Source organism: Mesorhizobium sp. WSM4906 (genome assembly GCF_029674625.1).
In the GTDB taxonomy this organism is placed as follows: Bacteria; Pseudomonadota; Alphaproteobacteria; order Rhizobiales; family Rhizobiaceae; genus Mesorhizobium.
Genome location: NZ_CP121355.1, coordinates 704,990 through 721,647 on the forward strand (window position 1 = coordinate 704,990; position 16,658 = coordinate 721,647).

A 16,658-nucleotide genomic window follows, 5' to 3' on the forward strand; every position below is an offset into this window, starting at 1 on the left:
CCTTGCACAAAAGAGGGGGCGGCAATGTCGATCGAACGCGTGCTTTGGGAACAGGATGCGACCGGACTTGCCGAGCTCGTGCACAGAGGAGAAATTTCGCCGCAGGAGCTGGTCGACGCCGCGATCGCGCGCGCCGAGGCGACAAGACCCGACATCAACGCCATAGCCACGCCGCTCTACGACACCGCCAGGGCGAGGGCGAAAGCGGTCGACCGCAAGCTGCCGCTCGCCGGCGTGCCCTTCGCGCTGAAGGATCTCGGCATCGGCATCAAGGGCGTGCCGATCCATGGCGGCAGCCGCATCCCGGCCTTCACGGCGGACTACAACTCGGTGATGGTCGAGCGATATCTGTCCGCCGGCTTGATCCCGATCGCCACCAGCACCTCGCCCGAGCACGGGCTGCGGCTGATGACGGAATCCGCCCGCTTCGGCATCACCCGCAATCCCTGGAACACCGGCCACACCACCGGCGGCTCATCGGGCGGTTCGGCGGCGCTTGTGGCGGCGGGGGTGGTGCCGGCGGCGCACGCTTCCGACGGCGGCGGCTCGATCCGCGTGCCTTCGGCCTGCAGCGGGCTGGTCGGATTGAAGACCTCGCGCGGCCGAGTGCCCCTGACGCCGCTCACCAGCGAAAGCTGGTACGGCATGGTCGTCGACCACGCCGTCAGCCGCTCGGTGCGCGACACGGCGCTGCTGCTCGACCTGACGCATGGCGCCGATCCGCTATCGCCCTATGCGGCGCCGGCGCCGAAGGGCTCGTTTGCCGCAGCAGCGGCGCGCGATCCCGGCAAGCTCAGCCTCGCCGTCTACCGCAAGTCGCCGCTCGGCCTGCCGATCTCGGCCGAGACGATTGCCGCGCTGGACGCGGCGGTGGCGCTGGCGCGCGAGGGCGGGCACGCGGTGGAAGAGATCGACCTGCCCTATATCGGCCGCGACTTCATGGCCGATTTCTGCAAGAGTGTCGCCTCGGCGGTCGCAGGCATGATGCGGGCCGAGGCGCTGCGCGTCGGCCGGCCCGTCGCCGGCGAGGTCGAGCGCGCGACGCGCGTGCTCGGCCGCCTCGGCGAGATGCTGTCCGCCGGCGAAGTCTATGACGCGGTGCAGCGGTTGAACGCCACCGCGCGGCGGATGATCGAGGAGACCGCGCGCTTCGACGCCGTGCTGATGCCGATCATCGCCCACCCGCCGCTCGCCTGCGGCGCGATGGACGCGAAGGGCGCCGACGAGCTCATCGAAAACACGCTCGACAAGCTGCACCTCACCGGGCTGCTTAGGATCAAGTCAATCTTCGGCCAGCTGATGGACAAGAGCCTGTGGTTCACCCACTGGCCGGCGATCCACAATGTCAGCGGCCAGCCATCGATCGCGCTGCCGGTGCATGTCACGGCCGCCGGCCTGCCGCTCGGCATCCAGGCCGCGGGACGGCCGGGCGACGAGGAGACGCTTTTGTCGCTGGCCGCGCAGATGGAGAAGTTGTCGGGGTGGCTCAAGCGGCGGGCGCCGCTCAAGGCGCCCGGCTGATTTCGCAATTGTGACTGCAAAGCCGTTTGCGGCCTGCGGCAATTACCGCTAAGACGCCGCCGTCCTTTCCTAGAAGCCGGGAACATATCGATGACGGACATCGCCGCCACTGCCGAAATGCAGGCCGCGCTGCTTTCCAGGGCGCTGCCCTATATGCAGCGCTACGAGAACAAGACCGTGGTGGTGAAGTATGGCGGCCATGCCATGGGCGACAACGAGCTCGGCAAGGCCTTCGCCCGCGACATCGCGCTGCTCAAGCAGTCCGGCGTCAACCCGATCGTCGTGCATGGCGGCGGGCCGCAGATCGGCGCCATGCTCAACAAGATGGGCATCGAATCCAAGTTCGAGGGCGGCCTGCGCGTCACCGACCAGAAGACGGTCGAGATCGTCGAGATGGTACTGGCCGGCTCGATCAACAAGGAGATCGTGGCGCTGATCAACGCCGAAGGCGAATGGGCGATCGGCCTCTGCGGCAAGGACGGCAACATGGTGTTCGCCGAAAAGGCGCGCAAGACCATGATCGATCCCGATTCCAACATCGAGCGAGTGCTGGATCTCGGCTTCGTCGGCGAGCCGGTCGAGGTCGACCGCACGCTGCTCGATCTTCTGGCGCGTTCCGAGATGATCCCGGTGCTGGCACCGGTGGCGCCCGGCCGCGACGGCCATACCTACAACATCAACGCCGACACGTTTGCCGGCGCGATCGCCGGCGCCTGCCGCGCCTCGCGCCTCTTGTTCCTCACCGACGTGCCCGGCGTGCTCGACAAGAACAAGAAGCTGATCGACGAACTGACGGTGGCCGAGGCCAAGGCGCTGATCAAGGACGGCACGATCTCGGGCGGCATGATCCCGAAGGTCGAGACCTGCATCGAGGCGATCGAGCGCGGCGTCGAGGGCGTCGTCATTCTCAACGGCAAGACGCCGCATTCGGTGCTGCTCGAGCTGTTCACCGAGCACGGCGCCGGCACGCTGATCGTGCCTTAGCATACCGTCAGCCGGCTAATCTTCTCCACTCGGCTGCTGAGCGCCCTTCGATGGCAGAGACAGTCGGCTGGCGCACCGGGCGCCGGACGATCATCGATTCCTCGTCGGCGTCCTGCGGCGCGCCCCAGAATTCGGCGAGCGTCGGTCCGTCCTGGACGCGGCGGTAGCGGACGAGAAAGCCCCAGACCTCGCGGAACCAGACGCGGCGGCCCATCCTCGTGTACCAGCGCATCGAATGCCGCTGCTCGGGATCGGGGTGGAACAGGATGCGCGCCAGCGCCTTCGGCCGCGATTGCACGGCAAGCTCGATCAGCTTGACGGCGAAGAACAGCATCCAGGGTTTCAACCGCGTCATATGCAGGACCTGGTGCTTGTAATCCCAGAGGCGGACGTCCTTCTGGATCACCTTGCGATCCTTGGCGATGCGGAAGAACGGCGTCCAGCGGTGCGGCGTGACATAGAGCGCCTGGATCTGGTCGGGATCATAGGCGATGAGCTGGCGAAAGCCGCGCCAGAGATCGCGCAAGCCTTCGTCCTCGAAGCCGGCGACCCAGGTCGCCATCGACAGGATGCCGTGCTGCCTGAGCAGCCGGATCGCCTCGCGATCGGACTTGGTGCTGCTACCCTTGCGGATCAGCGACAGCGTCGCCTCGTCGGTGTTCTCCATGCCGAGCAGCCAGCGGATGACGCCGGCCTTGCGGTAGAGATCGAGGATATCGGCGTCGCGCACGATATCGTCGGCGCGCGTCGAGCCGACGATCAGCACCGGCACGTTCTCCGCGATCATGGCTTCGAGAAAGGCGCGCCAGGCCTTCTTCGATGAAGTCGGGTTCTCGTCGGCCAGGTTGATCAGCTCGACACCATGCTCGCGGTGCAGCCAGGCGATTTCCTTGGCGAATCTGACCGGATCGCGATGGCGCCAGCGGGTCCAGAAACCGCGCTGGCCGCAATAGTTGCACAGATGCGGGCAGCCGCGCGAGAACTGCATGACCACGGCCCGCTTGCCGCCCCAATAGCTGTAGCGGCGATGGTCGATCAGTTCCCAGCCGACGCGACAGGTGTCGAGGTCGGCGATCGTCGCTGCCGGCGGCGTGGCGAAAGGGCGGCCGAGATCGTCGCGATAGGCGATGCCGGCGACGCTTCCGACCGGCAGGCGCAGTTCCAGCGCCTCGACCAGCGCCACCGCCGTCGCCTCGCCCTCGCCGCGCACGATGAAGTCGAAGACGGCCGTTGCAGCCAGCACGTCGCGCCAGTGATAGGTCGGGAAGACGCCGCCATAGACGATGATGACCCCCGGAGTGCGGGCCTTGATCATCGCGGCGATCCGCAGCGCTGTCGGATGCGCCGAGGTCGAGCCGGAATGGCCGATTAGGATCAGATCCGGATCACCGCTCAAAGCGTCATCGACGAGCGCGGGAAGCGGCATCGGCCCGAATTCGGCGTCGACCAGGCGCACCGGGTGGCCGGCGTCGAGCAGCGGACCGCCGATGGCCAGCAACCCGAGTGGCGGCAGATGATCGTCGGGCACGCGGCTGCCGATGGCCGTATGCGGCGGGTTGATCAACACGATGTTCATGGCGGACCTCCTTGTCGGTCCGCCGTTGCTAGACACCGATGTCGAAGCCGCCTTGGCGCGGTTCAGCAGTTTCGATGCAGCTTTCCAACAGATTTGACGGGCGTGCCCTCAAAGCGCCCAAAGCGCAGCCGGCGTCGAGGTGGTGGCACGCATTCCGCACGTTGATCGCGCCGCGGCTTTCGGCGGCTCAAACCTTCGGAGACAAGTACATTAGCATTACCTAATACAGTTTATCCTAAACTTTTATTAAACCTCTATGCATCTTTATATGCATCTATAAATTGTCGGTGGGGGACCACAAGGAATGCCCATATGGCGTTGAATCCTGATTTGAAAATTGATGAAGCAAGCCTCATCACATCGACGTTGATCAAGAAGCACAAGGCCGCGTCCGCGGAGACGGTCGACGCCGTCGAGCTCAAGGCGCGGGCGGCCCAGCTTGCCCTTGTGCTGGACCTCGCCCACCAGGCCTTCGCGCGCCAGGAGCCGGCGGGGCAAATCGTCGAACGCCTGGCCGGTCGATTGCATGAATTGCGCCGCGATGTCGCCCCCGCTCTGTGGCAGGAACTGATCCCGCTCGCTCAGCAGCACCGTGTGGCGGACTATCTGAAGCAGGATCCGTTCACGCGCTGGTCCTTCGAAAAACCGCGCGGCTATTCGGGCGACGCGACACTGCTGGACATCTACTACAAGCATCCGAGCGCCAACGAGATCGTCGCTTCGTCGAGCCAGCTCGGCCGCGAGATCTTTGCCTATACGAGCGAGGCGGCGAGTTCTGTGGCAGGGCGCGAGCGTCGCGAGATACTGGCTAGAACGGTCGATGAAACGGCCGCGCGGGCGGAAAATGCCGAGGTGCTGGCAATCGCCTGCGGCCATTTGCGGGAGGCCGAACTCTCAAAGGCGCTGGCGGAAAAGAGATTGAAGCGCTGGATCGGTCTCGACCAGGACCCGGTCAGCGTCGGCACGGTCAACCGAGACCTCGCCGGCACCGCCGTGGAGGCCATGGACGGATCCGTGCGCGGTCTTTTGCGGCGTGCCTACCCGCTTGGCACGTTCGATCTCGTCTATGCGTCCGGCCTGTACGACTACCTGCCGCTCCCCGTCGGCGCCCGTCTGCTTCAGAGAGCCATGGAACTGGTCAAGCCGGACGGGGAATTCCTCTTCGCCAATTTCAGCGACGAGATCACGACCGACGGCTACATGGAGACCTTCATGGACTGGCCGCTCATCCTGCGTTCGGCGGGCGACATGTGGGACATCATCAATGCCGCGGTGGACAAGAACCATGTCGATGCCGAGGTCTACTACGGATCCAACAGGAACATCGTTTACGGCAGGATCCGCAAGCGCGGGGGCACCCGGGCGCCGGCATAGGCGGCAGCGGAGCTGCCTTCAAGGATCCATTTCGATTTCCAGTCGGGCCGCAAAGCGGCCCGACTTTTTCATGGACTGCTGGCGCGCGCCCAATCCTGTTTGCCGAGGGATGGCGCCCAGAGCATTTCATGCGCTTTGGGTTTTGATTTTTACGCATGTCTTTGCCCCGAGACCGGTTTCCGGCCTTTCGGGGAGACATGCTTCAGGCGACGAGCTCCCGCCTGGCCTGCTTGATCTCTTCGATCGGAACCGGGCGGCCGGTAAGGAAGCCCTGAACCGACTGAATGCCCATGTGCTGCAGCAAACTCTGCTGCTCCTTCGTCTCGACGCCCTCGACAAGCACCGTGTGGCCCAGATTGCGCAGAAGCCTGACCATGTCCTGCAACAGGCTCAGGCCTCGAATCGTCTGGCAGTCATGCAAGAAGCTGCGGTCGATCTTGACGACGTCGAACTTGAACCGACGTAGCCAGGCCAGACCGGCAAAACCGGTTCCAAAATCGTCCAGCCAGATTTGAACCCCCAGGTTCCGCAACTGCTCGATATTTCTGGCGGCCTGCGCCTCAAGGAAAATATCGCTGCCTTCGGTCACTTCGAGCGCCAGCTTCTGGGGCGCCATGCCGTGCCGGCCAAGGATCTCGGTGATGTGCAGCGGAAAATTCGGAGCCTTGAGCTGGACGACCGACACGTTCGCGGACACGACCGATCCCAATCCGTGCTCGACCATGTCGCCGCAGGCCCGATCGATCAGCCACATTCCGAGTTCCTCGATCCCGCCGGTCTGCTCGGCGACGGGTATGAAGACGGATGGGCTGATCATGCTGCCGTCGAAGTCGCGCAGCCGCATCAACGACTCATGGCCAAGCACCTGGCCGGTCGTCGCATCGCAGATCGGCTGGTAAACGACGGAGACCAGTCGTTCCGAAACGGCGTGCTTGAGCAGCTCCGAGAGATTCTGGCTGGCGCGCTTCTGGTCGGTGGCCTGCGCGTCATAGATCGTGAGGGTCGCGCGGCCTGAGAATTTCGACGCATAGAGCGCGCGGTCGGCCTCTTGCAGCAGTATCCGAAGCTCTATGCTGTGATCCGCGCGCGTCAACGAGGCGCCTGCGCTGATGGTAACGATGTTGAGCTTGTCGTCCCGATCGGGATGCGAAATCTTCAGATCCTCGACAGCCCGGCAGAATTGGTGCGTCACGTCGCGAAGATGATCCCGTCCGGCGACCTTGCAGAGCACGACGAATTCCTCCCCGCCATAACGTCCCGCGATGGCGTGGTTGGCCGCCGCCGTTTCGTCGAAGGCGCGGGCAAGTTCGATAAGGCAGTCGTCGCCGGCTTGATGGCCGAGCCGGTCATTGAACCGCTTGAAGTAGTCCACATCCATGAGAATGACGCCTATTTCGTCATTGTCCGTGGCCCATTCCTTGCACAGTTCCGCGAATTCCCGCGTGATCGCCCTGCGGTTCTTGAGCCCGGTAAGCGGGTCCGTGTCGGCGATCTCGATGAGCTTCTGACCGTTCTCGATGGCGACCTGCTCCTGGATCTGCGCCTGAAGCGCATGCAGGAAGGTCTGGTACCGCTCCATGGCGAGACGCCATGAAAGATAAAGCGACAAAACGAGGCAATTCGCGAAATAGGTCGAAAGCACCAGGCGTGTGGCAAAGCCGGCATGAAGGTAGAACAGCGTGGCGCCGACGAAGGCGACCGTCACCGTCGCGGACGACAGCGCCGAGAGCCATAACCGGAAATTGAAGAACAGGTTGGCGCCGAGAATGAACACCGTGCCGAAGATGATGAAGTGGGACAGCGCCTCCTGATATGCGGTGCCTAGCGCCGACAGCAGCCATCCGATGGCGCCGGTCACGATCGCCAGGGCAGCAACGTAGTGCAGGGTGGTGATGGCCCGACTGTGTCGGGCGACGAGTTCGACAAGCACCAGGAAGGTCAATCCCAACGACAGGCGCGTCAGGATCAAACGGTCGGCGACGTCCGGGAACAGAAACAAGTCGAAGGCGCCGTAGGAGATATAGCTCAACACCGCCGCCGCTATGCCCCAGCGCACGACCTTGCGATTCTGATCCGCGTTCTTCTGCAGGAGCATCGCAAAAAGTATCGGGTCGGCCGATTTCCACGAGGGGCGTGAAATCGCTTCGGTGACCCTCTGTGCCACATCCTCCGTCAGTTGCATTCAGTGCTCCTTGGCGATCATCCTGCGCGCGAGCGTCAAGTCCTCGCGCGAGGACGAAGGCAAGCCTGACCTATTATGAAACACTAATGTTGCTAACCGGCGGTAAACGCATCGCGCGATCGCTCCGACACGACGACCCGGCAAGGATTCCACACGGCAGCCTGGCGTTACGAGCCAGTTCACAATCATGCTTTCCTCCCATCTGCAAAGGCAGTATCTCGCAACAATAGGGCTGCCGCCAATCTCCGAACATGTCTTTACCTTAACGCTTGTCCGGCCCCATTCCATTTGCCGTCGAATTGAGCGCCCCGATACAGGGACAGTCACCGTCGCAGATGGCTGAGCGGCACGTGGCCGGGGCCTTTGATGTTCTGCAGCACGAGCTGGGTGTGAACGTCGCGCACGCCGGGGAGCCGCATCAGCCGGTGCATGACGAAGGCGTTGAGATCGTCCACCGACGGCACCATGACATGCAGCAGGAAATCGTGGTCGCCGGTCATCGTCCAGCAGGACGAGACCTCGTCCATGCGCTGCACCGCGGCGATGAAGCTCTCCGGCGAACCGTCGCTGTGGCTCACCAGCCGCACCTGGATGAACACCTCGACCATCAAGCCGACGGCGCGGCGGCTGAGCACGGCGGCAAAACCCTTGATGATGCCGGCGCCTTGCAGCGCTTCGAAGCGGCGCGCGCAAGGCGTGGTCGACAGGCCGATCTCCTGCGCCAGCTCGGACACCGGCTTGCGCCCATCACGCTGCAGGATGTCGAGCATCTTTATCTCGAACTCATCCAACTGAGGCATTTTCACTCCCATCTGCTCGTTTCAAAGCCAAGTTTACCTCAAAACCGCTCGTCAGGATACAAACGAGGCTGAATTGCCTCATCGGCCTTGGCTACCATTGCTCGACCATCCGCGGATCATGATTTTGAGGAGGAAGACATGACGATCAGCGTTGCCGACTATGCCCGCGACTGCGCAGCGCAGGGCCTGCGCGGCGACTATTCGGTCTGCCGCGCCGATTTCACCGTTGCGCAGGATTACAATTATTCGGCCGAGGAGCAGGCGGTGTGGCGCACGCTCTGCGACCGCCAGACGAAGCTGACGCAGAGGCTTGCGCACCATTCCTATCTCGACGGCGTCGCGGCGCTTGGCCTGCTCGACAAAATTCCGGATTTCGACGCCGTCAGCGAGACGCTGCGCAAGCTGACCGGCTGGGAGATCGTGGCGGTGCCGGGCCTGATCCCCGCCGGCCCGTTTTTCGATCACCTGGCCAACCGGCGCTTCCCGGTCACCAACTGGCTGCGGACCCGCAAGGAACTGGACTACATCGTCGAGCCGGACATGTTCCACGACTTCTTCGGCCATGTGCCGATCCTGACCCAGCCGGTGTTCGCCGACTTCATGCAGATGTATGGCGAGAAGGCCGAGGATCTGATTGCGCTCGGCGGCGACGAGATGATCACCCGGCTCTACTGGTACAGCGCCGAATACGGCCTCATCCAGGAACCGGGACAGCCGCTGAAGGCATTCGGCGCCGGGCTGATGTCGTCCTTCACCGAGCTGCAGTTCGCGGTCGAAAGCAAGGATGCCCACCACGTGCCGTTCGACCTCGAGACGGTGATGCGCACCGGCTACGAGATCGACAAGTTCCAGCGCGCCTATTTCGTGCTGCCGTCCTTCGATGCGCTGCGCGACGCCTTCGCCAGCGATGCGCTCGCCGGTATCGTGACGCGCTTCAAGGGCCAGCCGGCGCTCGACCCGGCGACGGTTTAGGCATCGAAACAAAGGCGCGGCGCCTGAAACCGCTCGGCGCGCTTCAAGATCCGGCTTTCGCCCAGCCGGCCGTCAGAGCGGTTCGGCCGCCGGCAAGGCGGCTGAACCGCTCTGGGTTTATTCGGAAGGCGCTTCCTCAGTCGCTGCTTTCTCAGCCGGCAGCGACCGGCTCAGCCTTGAGCCTCGCCAGTTGCTCGCTCTGCAGGTCGAGCGCGGCGTTGATGAAGCGCAGCACGGCAGCCAGCTCGGCGTCGCTGAAGCTCGCCACCACCTTTTCGCCCTCCCGCGCTATGGCGCCATAATAGCGCTCCGACAGCTCTCTGGTCAGCTCGGTCGCCTCGATCACCACCTTGCGCCTGTCCTCCAGGCTGCGGGTTCGAGTGACAAGCCCGCGCGCCTCCAGCCGATCGATCAATGCGGTGACGGCCGCCGGCGTGAGTCCCGTTGCCGCGGCTACGGCGCCCGCCGACTGCGGGCCGCCATAGAGCAGGCCCAGGCAATGCCGCTCGGCCGCGATCAGCCCGAGCCGCGCGCCTACCGCCTCGTCATAGGCCTGCGTCGCGTCCTGCCAGCGCATGACGGCGAGGCTGACGGCCTTTGTCATTTCCGCGCGATTCGTGCTTGACGGGTTTGTTTCGACCATCTAACTATTAATCTGTCTAACATTAAGACCATCGTATCAATATGCGACGTCACCCTTTGCAAGGCAAGGGCAAAGTCGCCAACAAGGAGTGAACAATGATTCAACAGCGCACCCCTCTCTCGAACGAGGAGGAATACAGATACGCCAAGCTGGCGATGGAATGGTACGGCTGGGGCTCGCCCATCGGGCTTGGCATCCTGCTGGTAGCACTTGCCGCCGCGGCCGTGCTGGTGCGCGTCGCCGTATACGGGCTATAGCGAGCTCACAATCTCCCCGCCATGGCGGCGCCGGCCGCCGTTCGATGTCCCGGCGCCGCCCCTGATCACCTTGCCAAGGTGGTCGCCCAGCCGGCAGGCGAGCGCGGTGATGGTGGTCGTCGGGTTGCACTGTCCGGAGGTGCAGAACACCGAGGAGCCGCCGACATAGAGGTTGTCCATGCCATGGACCTTGCAGTTGGCGTCGACGACACTCTTCGAGACATCGGTGCCCATCCGGGTGCCGCCCATATGATGGTTCCCCGCCGTCTCCTCATCCGTCGGGTAGTCGCCGCCATTGCCGATCCAGTCAGCGATGCGCACGCGGCCGAGATTCTTCTGCGCCAAGGTCGCGCCGAAAAGCCTCAGGCCTTCGAGCAGCGTGCGGCGCTCAAGCGGCGACTTCTTCCAGCGCAGTTCGATGCGCGGCACGCCGGCGTAGTCGACATCGGTCTTCGACAGCTCGATCCGGTTCGAGGCGAGCGGCGCCTGTTCCCAGGCAACGTAGAGCTGGGCGGCACAGCGCAGGCGCTGGCCGAGTTGGTCGGACATCCACTCCGCCATATTGGGCGCGGTGCAGGCGAGGTCGGCGATCAGCCGCTTGACGTGGGGATAAGGCGACTCGATCAGGCGGATGCCGAAATTCAGGATCTGCAGCCGCTCCATCGCGGCAAGCGTCGGCGAAAAGAAAGCTTCGTTCGAGGCGTCGACCTCGAACTCGTCGTAGTTGGCGAGGATGGCGTTGCCGCCCTGGAAGGTCGGATGCTCCATCCAATAGCGGCCGAGCGCGGCGGCGTTCGGCACGACGCCGCCATTCGAGCGCTGATTCGACCACAAAAGTAGCCTGGAGTTCTCCAGCCCGCCGGTGCAGATGATGAAGTAGTCCGCCGCGAAGGCGCCGGCGTCCTGGCCGTCCGAGCACAATCTGGCGCCGGTGACGCGCTTGCCGTCGCCGGCGAGCTCGGTCGCGTAGGTATTGAGCACGACGGCGATGTTCTTGCTCCGGTCGAGCTCGTCGGCGAATTTCTCGCCGAAGCGCACTGCCGGGCTCTTGATCAGCTGCACCCAGCGGATGTCGTCCGAAATCGGCACATCCGGCCGGAAATCGGGCAGTTCGAGAATGTCCTGGACTTCCCGCAGATAGGGCTCGATATCGGCGCGGCCGATCGGCCAGCCGGTGTCCGGCGCCCAGGCCTTGGGCTCGAAATCCTGTTTGTCGAGCACACGGCACCAGCCCGCCCAATGGTTGGAAGAGCCGCCCATGAAGCGCAGACGGGTGATGTCGAGATCGAAATAGTAGTCGCCGACCGTGGTGCCGCGATAGAAATCCTGGGATTCATCGCCGAACTCGCGCGAGCCGGCCTCCAGGACGACCACCGGAATGCCGGCGGCGCCCAGTTTCCTGGCGATCGTGGTGCCGGCGGGGCCGGAGCCGAGGATGCAGGCCATGGGCCTGAAGCCCGCCTGCTTATAGGCCTCGTAGCTGTCGAAGATCATGCGAGGTCGCTCCGCCTCAGGATCCAGCCATTGATCTCTATGATTTCGTCGCGGACGATCTCGTCAGGGCCGACGGCAGGCTGGTTGCGGAACAGCGACAGCGCGGGCAACGCGATCAGCGCCTGCACGATCGCGCGGCGCGACATCTTTCTCATGAAATGGCTCATGACACGTCTTTCGATGGGGCTCGATACACGCACGCCGTCCTCGGACGGCACACATGCCGCCGCAGAGGCTAATTTCGTGCCAGGTCCAGGTGAAAACCCGGTTACACCCACGTGATCGCGGCGGTTGAATCTGGAAAGGGTTAGGACTTCGCTAACGCCTCGTTGCTCCGCTCGGCGCGCGCGGAACGGCTTCATGCGGCTTCCGAAATGTCGCGATCGAGAATGGACAGGTTGCGGCCGCGATGCTTGGCCTCGTAGAGCCTGCGGTCGGCGGCGCGCATCAGCTCCGACACGGTGGCGCTCTCGCCGCAGGTGATGCCGCCGATCGAGACGGTCAACGGCACGGTCCGCTCATCGACGGGACGGAAGCGGATCAGCTCGACCTCGCGGCGGATGCGCTCGGCCACGCGCCTCGCTTCCGGCTCGGTGGCGCCGACAAGGAAGGCGGCGAATTCCTCGCCGCCGATGCGGCCGAGCACATCGCCGCCGCGCACGCCACGCTCGATGGCGCTGGCAATCAAAAGCAGCGCGTCGTCGCCGGTCAGGTGACCGTAATTGTCGTTGATGGTCTTGAAGTGATCGGCGTCGATGATCAGCAGCGCGCCGCGATCGGCCTTGCGGCGGGAACCGTCGAGCGCGGCGAAGAAGGTCTCGCGGTTGAGCATGCCGGTCATGTCGTCGCGACTTGCCTTCTCGGACAGGCGCCTGTGGGCGGCGGCGAGCTGCGCATGCGCGCGGGCAAGCTCGCGATGCGCGTTCTTCAGACGGTCGCTTTGCCAGAAGGTGCCGGCGCTGGCGATCCAGGCGAGCATCAAAGGGCAGACCGTGGCCGTCAGCCAGACGGTGCGGCTGACCGGAAAGCCCATGGCCGGGACCACAACCAGCGTCAGCAAGAGCGAAACGGCGACCGAGGCGAAGGCGACGACTGCGGACTTCAAAATTATACGACTCATCGCTGACTCCCCACGGAATGCCTCTGTGCCAGCAAGCGCTGAAGGCGACCTTTCCGGGACGGTTAAAATTTGAAGCGAGCCGCCATTTTCACGACGCAAGACGCGCGGAAGTTGTGGATAAAGTCCGCGCCAGCATGCCATAAGGAAGGCATGACAACGACACCCGACCCCTCGCGATTTGCCCATGTCACGGATTGGGTGTTCGACCTCGACAACACGCTCTACCCGCATCATTCGAATCTGTTCGCGCAGATCGACGTGAAGATGACCGCTTATGTCGGCGAGCTGCTGACGCTGTCGCGCGAGGACGCGCGCAAGCTGCAGAAAGAGCTCTACCAGGAGTATGGCACGACGCTGAACGGGCTGATGGCGCGCCACGGCATCGACCCGGACGACTTCCTCGAGAAGGTGCACGACATCGACTATTCCTGGCTGGTGCCCGATCCGGTGCTGGGCGCCGCGATTCGCCAGCTTCCAGGCCGCAAATTCATCTTAACCAATGGCGACCGCCGGCATGCCGAGCGCGCCGCGCGCCAGCTCGGCGTATTGGACCATTTCGACGACATTTTCGACATCGTCGCGGCCGGCCTCAACCCCAAGCCGGCGCGCCAGACGTACGAACGGTTCGCGGCGCTGCATTCCGTCACCGGCCACAACGCGGTGATGTTCGAGGATCTGGCGCGCAACCTCTCGGTGCCGAAATCGCTCGGCATGACGACGGTGCTGGTCGTGCCGCGCAATTTCGAGCCGACCTTCTCGGAGATCTGGGAGCGCGATCCGGCAAATGAGGACGACGTGGATTTCGTCACCGACGACCTCGCCGGCTTCCTGACGGCGATCGTCGACGTCACCGCCTGAACCAACCCCAGATTGCTGACGTATCGCATGCCTTGGAGATTGGCCTAAACGCCGACCGCTTCGTCATCCTGGGGCGGAGCAAGGAGCGAACCGACGCGGCGCAGACCCCAGGATCCCATGCCGTGACGTCAAGACGTTGCGACGGTGCAGAATTCTGCTTCGCTGCACCCTTCGCACGGGGTAGCGGCATGGATCCCAGGGTCTCCGCGACGGAGCTTCGCGCCTGCTTCGCCCTGGGATGACGACGTTGGGAGGCTTCAGCCAATTCCAAACGTCTGCCATGGCTCGAAGCGAACGATGAAACCTTACCCGCCGACAAGCCCTTCACGTTTCAAAATCCCTGCATCGAGGGCCTAGTCGAAGTCGGGGACCGTACCGGGCGGCAGCCCTGGTTGGCCGTTCAGGTTTTTCAGGAACCGGCACCAGTCGGGTACGGCCTGGCGCTTGCCGTTGCCGTTGCCGTCGGACGAGAACCCGTTGCCGAAGCCGCTGCCGCAATTGGCGTTGCCGTTGAAGCTGCCTGCGTTGCCATTGCCGTTGTAACTGCCGGCATTTCCGTTGCCGTTGAAATTGCCGGTATTGCCATTGCCGTTGAAGCTGCCGCGATTGCCGTTGCCGTTGAAGTTTCCGGTGTTCCAGTTGCCGTTTGAGCCATCGGCGTTACCCAGGCCGGCAATCGCAACATCGCGGCGGCCGATGGGAAGATCGGCGATCCTGACCACCGTCGAGGCGTCGGCAACCACGATCGCGGCAAGCAGCGTGCAAACCGCGATGCCGTTCCCATCGAACAGCCTCGCGGTCGCCTGGCGAGTGCCGCGCCGGACCGAAGCGAGTGGCCCGAGCCTGGCCATCAGCGGTTTCCCCGGCCGTTGAAATTGCCGTTGAAGGCGCCGACGTTGCTGTTTCCGTTGAAGGAGCCGCCGTTGAAGTTGCCGTTGAAGGCGCCGACATTGGCGTTGCCGTCGTATTCGCCGGTGTTGCCGTTGCCGTTGAAGGCTCCGATATTGTGGTTTCCGCTGGTCGAGGAGGTGTTGTTGTTGCCGTTGAACGCGCCGACATTGCCGGTCCCGCTGTTGAAGGCGCCGATATTGCCGCTGCCGGTGTTGTTGTAGCCGGCATTGCCGCCCAGGCTGCCGAGCGGGTCCATGCTCCTGACATCTGAGCCGATGTAGTGGCCATACTGACCGGCGGTTTGCGCGATCCGGGATGTGCTGAAGGCCTGGCTGCCGGTGTCGGCGGCCTTCGCGGCGGTCGCGCTCAGAAGGCCAAGGCACAGTGCTGATATGACGCTCGGTTTCATGAGCGAATTCCTTCCATGGCTCTGCTTTTGAAAAAGGCTTCCTGCTTGAGAAAGGACTGGGACCGCCGGCGATAGCCTGGCGTGGGGGACGGGCGCGAGGCTCGGCGGTCCCAGAAGCGTCAGCGTCTTTCGATGCCGACGGTTTGCGACGCTACTGGTTGGCGTTGCCGTTGCCGTTGCCGTTGCCCATGCCCCAGTTGCCGTTACCGTTGGCATTGCCGTTGCCGAAGCCGAAGTTGCCGTTGCCGTTCAGGTTGCCGTTGCCGAGGCCGAAGTTACCGTTGCCGTTCCCGTTGCCGTTGGCGACGCCGGCATTGAGGTTTCCGTTGAAGTTGCCGTTGAAGGCGCCGAGGTTGGCATTGCCGTTTCCGTTGCCGTTGCCGATGCCGAAATTGCCGTTGCCGTTGAAGTTGCCGTTGAAGGCGCCGGTGTTGGCATTGCCGTTTCCGTTGCCGTTGCCGACCCCGACGTTGCCGTTGCCGTTGCCGTTGCCGCTACCGATCGACAGTGCGGATGCCGAAACTGTCAGAGCCGACAGGATAGCCGCGGCCAGGATGATGCTTTTCATGACGTTCTCCTTGGTTGTGGTGTTGAAGATCTCGGCCGGCACGAAGATGACCGAGACGACACAACAAGGATGCCGGCAGAAATGACGCCGAAACATTGGGGCTGATCGGCATGGGCTGTCGGTTTTTCAGCCGATGCCCTTGTCGGGAAAAGTCGAAGTCATCGGGAAAAAACTGACAAGCATAAAGGCATATGGCGGGTGTATATTGCTCGGATACTCATGCCTTTTCTCGCCGACCCGTGGACGGCTTGCGACCCACACGACGGCAAAGAGAAGAGAAGGTTGATGCGGGCGGGTATCGCTACAGGCAAGGACGACAAGGCTCGGGACGACAAGGCCCGGCGCCGGAAATTGGCGCGGCACCTGGTTGCCGTGCAGGAGGAACAGCGCCTGCGCCTGTCGCGCGAGCTGCACGACGATCTCGGCCAGATGCTGGCAAGCGTGGCGCTGGAACTGCACAACATACGCGCGGACTCCGCGGAACTCGATGCCCGCCTCGCGCGCGCGGCCCAGCTAATCGACCAGCTGAGCGCCAGGGTGCACGATGCCGCCTGGAGCCTGCGGCCCGCTGATCTCGAACGCCTGGGGCTTCGCACCTCGATCGAGGATCTGGCCGGCATGCTGTGCGCTCAGCTCGGCATCCCATGCGACGTCGATCTGGAAGCCCTGTCGAGGCCGCTCGAGCCCGAAATCGGCCTGACGCTCTATCGCATCGCGCAGGAGGCCCTCACCAACATCGGCAAGCACGCCAAGCCGAGCCGGGTCAGCGTGACGGCCCACATTCGGGGCAACAGGCTGCGGCTGGCCGTCGAGGACAATGGCCATGGTTTCGACGCCGATGTCGCACCCGGCTCTCAGCATTTGGGACTTGCCGGGATGAAAGAGCGCCTTGCCTTGATCGGGGGCGAGCTGACGGTCGAAACCGCCAAGGGCAAGGGGACCGCAATCTATGCCGATGTGCTTTTGACCGGCTGACCCGGATGAACGGCTTAACGCCGGCACCCTCCTC

17 protein-coding genes are annotated in these 16,658 nt (G+C 63.7%); 7 read left to right on the forward strand and 10 right to left on the reverse strand.

What is annotated here, in order from left to right; all coding sequences use genetic code 11:
* Positions 1-24 precede the first annotated feature (24 nt).
* Entirely contained in the window at positions 25-1,521 is a 1,497-nt protein-coding gene (locus tag QAZ22_RS03245) for an amidase (RefSeq protein WP_278205541.1), read from the forward strand.
* A 90-nt stretch (positions 1,522-1,611) separates the two neighbouring features.
* Positions 1,612-2,505 carry an acetylglutamate kinase gene (argB, locus tag QAZ22_RS03250; protein WP_192249238.1) on the forward strand — a complete coding sequence of 298 codons (894 nt, stop codon included), beginning with the start codon at positions 1,612-1,614 and terminating at the stop codon, positions 2,503-2,505.
* A 7-nt stretch (positions 2,506-2,512) separates the two neighbouring features.
* Here the strand turns inward: argB and bchE are convergent, their stop codons facing one another.
* Positions 2,513-4,081, reverse strand: coding sequence for a magnesium-protoporphyrin IX monomethyl ester anaerobic oxidative cyclase (bchE, locus tag QAZ22_RS03255; protein ID WP_278205542.1), 1,569 nt, complete (start codon positions 4,079-4,081; stop codon positions 2,513-2,515).
* A 312-nt stretch (positions 4,082-4,393) separates the two neighbouring features.
* On the opposite strand from bchE, the gene QAZ22_RS03260 reads away from it, so the two are divergent.
* Complete coding sequence (locus tag QAZ22_RS03260; protein WP_278205543.1) at positions 4,394-5,455, forward strand: class I SAM-dependent methyltransferase; 1,062 nt, start codon at positions 4,394-4,396, stop codon at positions 5,453-5,455.
* 202 nt (positions 5,456-5,657) lie between these two features.
* On the opposite strand, the gene QAZ22_RS03265 is transcribed toward QAZ22_RS03260, so the two are convergent.
* Together QAZ22_RS03265 and QAZ22_RS03270 are read right to left on the reverse strand one after the other, a co-directional pair.
* Positions 5,658-7,637, reverse strand: coding sequence for a GGDEF and EAL domain-containing protein (locus QAZ22_RS03265; protein ID WP_278205544.1), 1,980 nt, complete (start codon positions 7,635-7,637; stop codon positions 5,658-5,660).
* Between the two features lie 323 nt (positions 7,638-7,960).
* Positions 7,961-8,437, reverse strand: coding sequence for an Lrp/AsnC family transcriptional regulator (locus tag QAZ22_RS03270; RefSeq protein ID WP_278205545.1), 477 nt, complete (start codon positions 8,435-8,437; stop codon positions 7,961-7,963).
* Positions 8,438-8,575: 138 nt separating this feature from the next.
* Between QAZ22_RS03270 and phhA the strand changes: the two genes are divergently transcribed.
* Positions 8,576-9,409 (forward strand): phenylalanine 4-monooxygenase, encoded by an 834-nt coding sequence (phhA, locus tag QAZ22_RS03275; protein WP_278205546.1) that lies wholly within the window; start codon positions 8,576-8,578, stop codon positions 9,407-9,409.
* Positions 9,410-9,560: 151 nt separating this feature from the next.
* Here the strand turns inward: phhA and QAZ22_RS03280 are convergent, their stop codons facing one another.
* Complete coding sequence (locus QAZ22_RS03280; RefSeq protein WP_278205547.1) at positions 9,561-10,052, reverse strand: MarR family transcriptional regulator; 492 nt, start codon at positions 10,050-10,052, stop codon at positions 9,561-9,563.
* A 95-nt stretch (positions 10,053-10,147) separates the two neighbouring features.
* On the opposite strand from QAZ22_RS03280, the gene QAZ22_RS03285 reads away from it, so the two are divergent.
* Positions 10,148-10,309: a hypothetical protein gene (locus QAZ22_RS03285; protein ID WP_278205548.1), complete on the forward strand. Its 162-nt coding sequence runs from the start codon at positions 10,148-10,150 to the stop codon at positions 10,307-10,309.
* Here QAZ22_RS03285 and QAZ22_RS03290 read toward each other — a convergent pair.
* The 3 genes from QAZ22_RS03290 to QAZ22_RS03300 all read right to left on the reverse strand — a co-directional run bounded on the left by QAZ22_RS03290 (position 10,304) and on the right by QAZ22_RS03300 (position 12,923).
* Positions 10,304-11,803, reverse strand: a complete 1,500-nt coding sequence (locus QAZ22_RS03290; RefSeq protein WP_278205549.1) for a GMC family oxidoreductase — start codon at positions 11,801-11,803, stop codon at positions 10,304-10,306. The genes QAZ22_RS03285 and QAZ22_RS03290 overlap by 6 nt on opposite strands.
* The gene (locus QAZ22_RS03295; RefSeq protein ID WP_278205550.1) at positions 11,800-11,958 is read right to left on the reverse strand and encodes a hypothetical protein; all 159 of its coding nucleotides are present in this window, start codon (positions 11,956-11,958) and stop codon (positions 11,800-11,802) included. Before QAZ22_RS03295 ends, QAZ22_RS03290 begins: the two co-directional genes overlap by 4 nt.
* Positions 11,959-12,161: 203 nt before the next feature.
* The gene (locus QAZ22_RS03300; protein ID WP_278205551.1) at positions 12,162-12,923 is read right to left on the reverse strand and encodes a GGDEF domain-containing protein; all 762 of its coding nucleotides are present in this window, start codon (positions 12,921-12,923) and stop codon (positions 12,162-12,164) included.
* Between the two features lie 150 nt (positions 12,924-13,073).
* On the opposite strand from QAZ22_RS03300, the gene QAZ22_RS03305 reads away from it, so the two are divergent.
* Entirely contained in the window at positions 13,074-13,781 is a 708-nt protein-coding gene (locus QAZ22_RS03305; protein WP_278205552.1) for a pyrimidine 5'-nucleotidase, read from the forward strand.
* A gap of 353 nt (positions 13,782-14,134) precedes the next feature.
* Here QAZ22_RS03305 and QAZ22_RS03310 read toward each other — a convergent pair whose 3' ends face one another.
* The 3 genes from QAZ22_RS03310 to QAZ22_RS03320 form a co-directional block, all read right to left on the reverse strand.
* Positions 14,135-14,632, reverse strand: coding sequence for a hypothetical protein (locus tag QAZ22_RS03310; RefSeq protein ID WP_278205553.1), 498 nt, complete (start codon positions 14,630-14,632; stop codon positions 14,135-14,137).
* Positions 14,632-15,081: a hypothetical protein gene (locus QAZ22_RS03315; protein WP_278205554.1), complete on the reverse strand. Its 450-nt coding sequence runs from the start codon at positions 15,079-15,081 to the stop codon at positions 14,632-14,634. The genes QAZ22_RS03310 and QAZ22_RS03315 overlap by 1 nt, the downstream gene beginning before the upstream one ends.
* Before the next feature lie 151 nt (positions 15,082-15,232).
* A complete protein-coding gene (locus QAZ22_RS03320; RefSeq protein WP_278205555.1) occupies positions 15,233-15,649 on the reverse strand; it encodes a hypothetical protein in 417 nt (138 codons plus the stop codon).
* Between the two features lie 285 nt (positions 15,650-15,934).
* On the opposite strand from QAZ22_RS03320, the gene QAZ22_RS03325 reads away from it, so the two are divergent.
* Positions 15,935-16,624: a sensor histidine kinase gene (locus QAZ22_RS03325; protein WP_278205556.1), complete on the forward strand. Its 690-nt coding sequence runs from the start codon at positions 15,935-15,937 to the stop codon at positions 16,622-16,624.
* Positions 16,625-16,658: the final 34 nt, after the last annotated feature.

What these genes read in the sequence shown, in the direction of transcription:
- QAZ22_RS03245 (WP_278205541.1), top strand. Translation starts at nt 25, where the DNA reads ATGTCGATCGAACGCGTGCTTTGGGAACAGGATGCGACCGGACTTGCC.
- bchE (WP_278205542.1), bottom strand. Translation starts at nt 4,081, where the DNA reads ATGAACATCGTGTTGATCAACCCGCCGCATACGGCCATCGGCAGCCGC.
- QAZ22_RS03270 (WP_278205545.1), bottom strand. Translation starts at nt 8,437, where the DNA reads ATGCCTCAGTTGGATGAGTTCGAGATAAAGATGCTCGACATCCTGCAG.
- QAZ22_RS03285 (WP_278205548.1), top strand. Translation starts at nt 10,148, where the DNA reads ATGATTCAACAGCGCACCCCTCTCTCGAACGAGGAGGAATACAGATAC.
- QAZ22_RS03300 (WP_278205551.1), bottom strand. Translation starts at nt 12,923, where the DNA reads ATGAGTCGTATAATTTTGAAGTCCGCAGTCGTCGCCTTCGCCTCGGTC.
- QAZ22_RS03260 (WP_278205543.1), top strand. Translation starts at nt 4,394, where the DNA reads ATGGCGTTGAATCCTGATTTGAAAATTGATGAAGCAAGCCTCATCACA.
- QAZ22_RS03315 (WP_278205554.1), bottom strand. Translation starts at nt 15,081, where the DNA reads ATGAAACCGAGCGTCATATCAGCACTGTGCCTTGGCCTTCTGAGCGCG.
- QAZ22_RS03295 (WP_278205550.1), bottom strand. Translation starts at nt 11,958, where the DNA reads ATGAGAAAGATGTCGCGCCGCGCGATCGTGCAGGCGCTGATCGCGTTG.
- QAZ22_RS03310 (WP_278205553.1), bottom strand. Translation starts at nt 14,632, where the DNA reads ATGGCCAGGCTCGGGCCACTCGCTTCGGTCCGGCGCGGCACTCGCCAG.
- QAZ22_RS03265 (WP_278205544.1), bottom strand. Translation starts at nt 7,637, where the DNA reads ATGCAACTGACGGAGGATGTGGCACAGAGGGTCACCGAAGCGATTTCA.
- QAZ22_RS03280 (WP_278205547.1), bottom strand. Translation starts at nt 10,052, where the DNA reads ATGGTCGAAACAAACCCGTCAAGCACGAATCGCGCGGAAATGACAAAG.
- argB (WP_192249238.1), top strand. Translation starts at nt 1,612, where the DNA reads ATGACGGACATCGCCGCCACTGCCGAAATGCAGGCCGCGCTGCTTTCC.
- QAZ22_RS03325 (WP_278205556.1), top strand. Translation starts at nt 15,935, where the DNA reads ATGCGGGCGGGTATCGCTACAGGCAAGGACGACAAGGCTCGGGACGAC.
- QAZ22_RS03320 (WP_278205555.1), bottom strand. Translation starts at nt 15,649, where the DNA reads ATGAAAAGCATCATCCTGGCCGCGGCTATCCTGTCGGCTCTGACAGTT.
- QAZ22_RS03290 (WP_278205549.1), bottom strand. Translation starts at nt 11,803, where the DNA reads ATGATCTTCGACAGCTACGAGGCCTATAAGCAGGCGGGCTTCAGGCCC.
- phhA (WP_278205546.1), top strand. Translation starts at nt 8,576, where the DNA reads ATGACGATCAGCGTTGCCGACTATGCCCGCGACTGCGCAGCGCAGGGC.
- QAZ22_RS03305 (WP_278205552.1), top strand. Translation starts at nt 13,074, where the DNA reads ATGACAACGACACCCGACCCCTCGCGATTTGCCCATGTCACGGATTGG.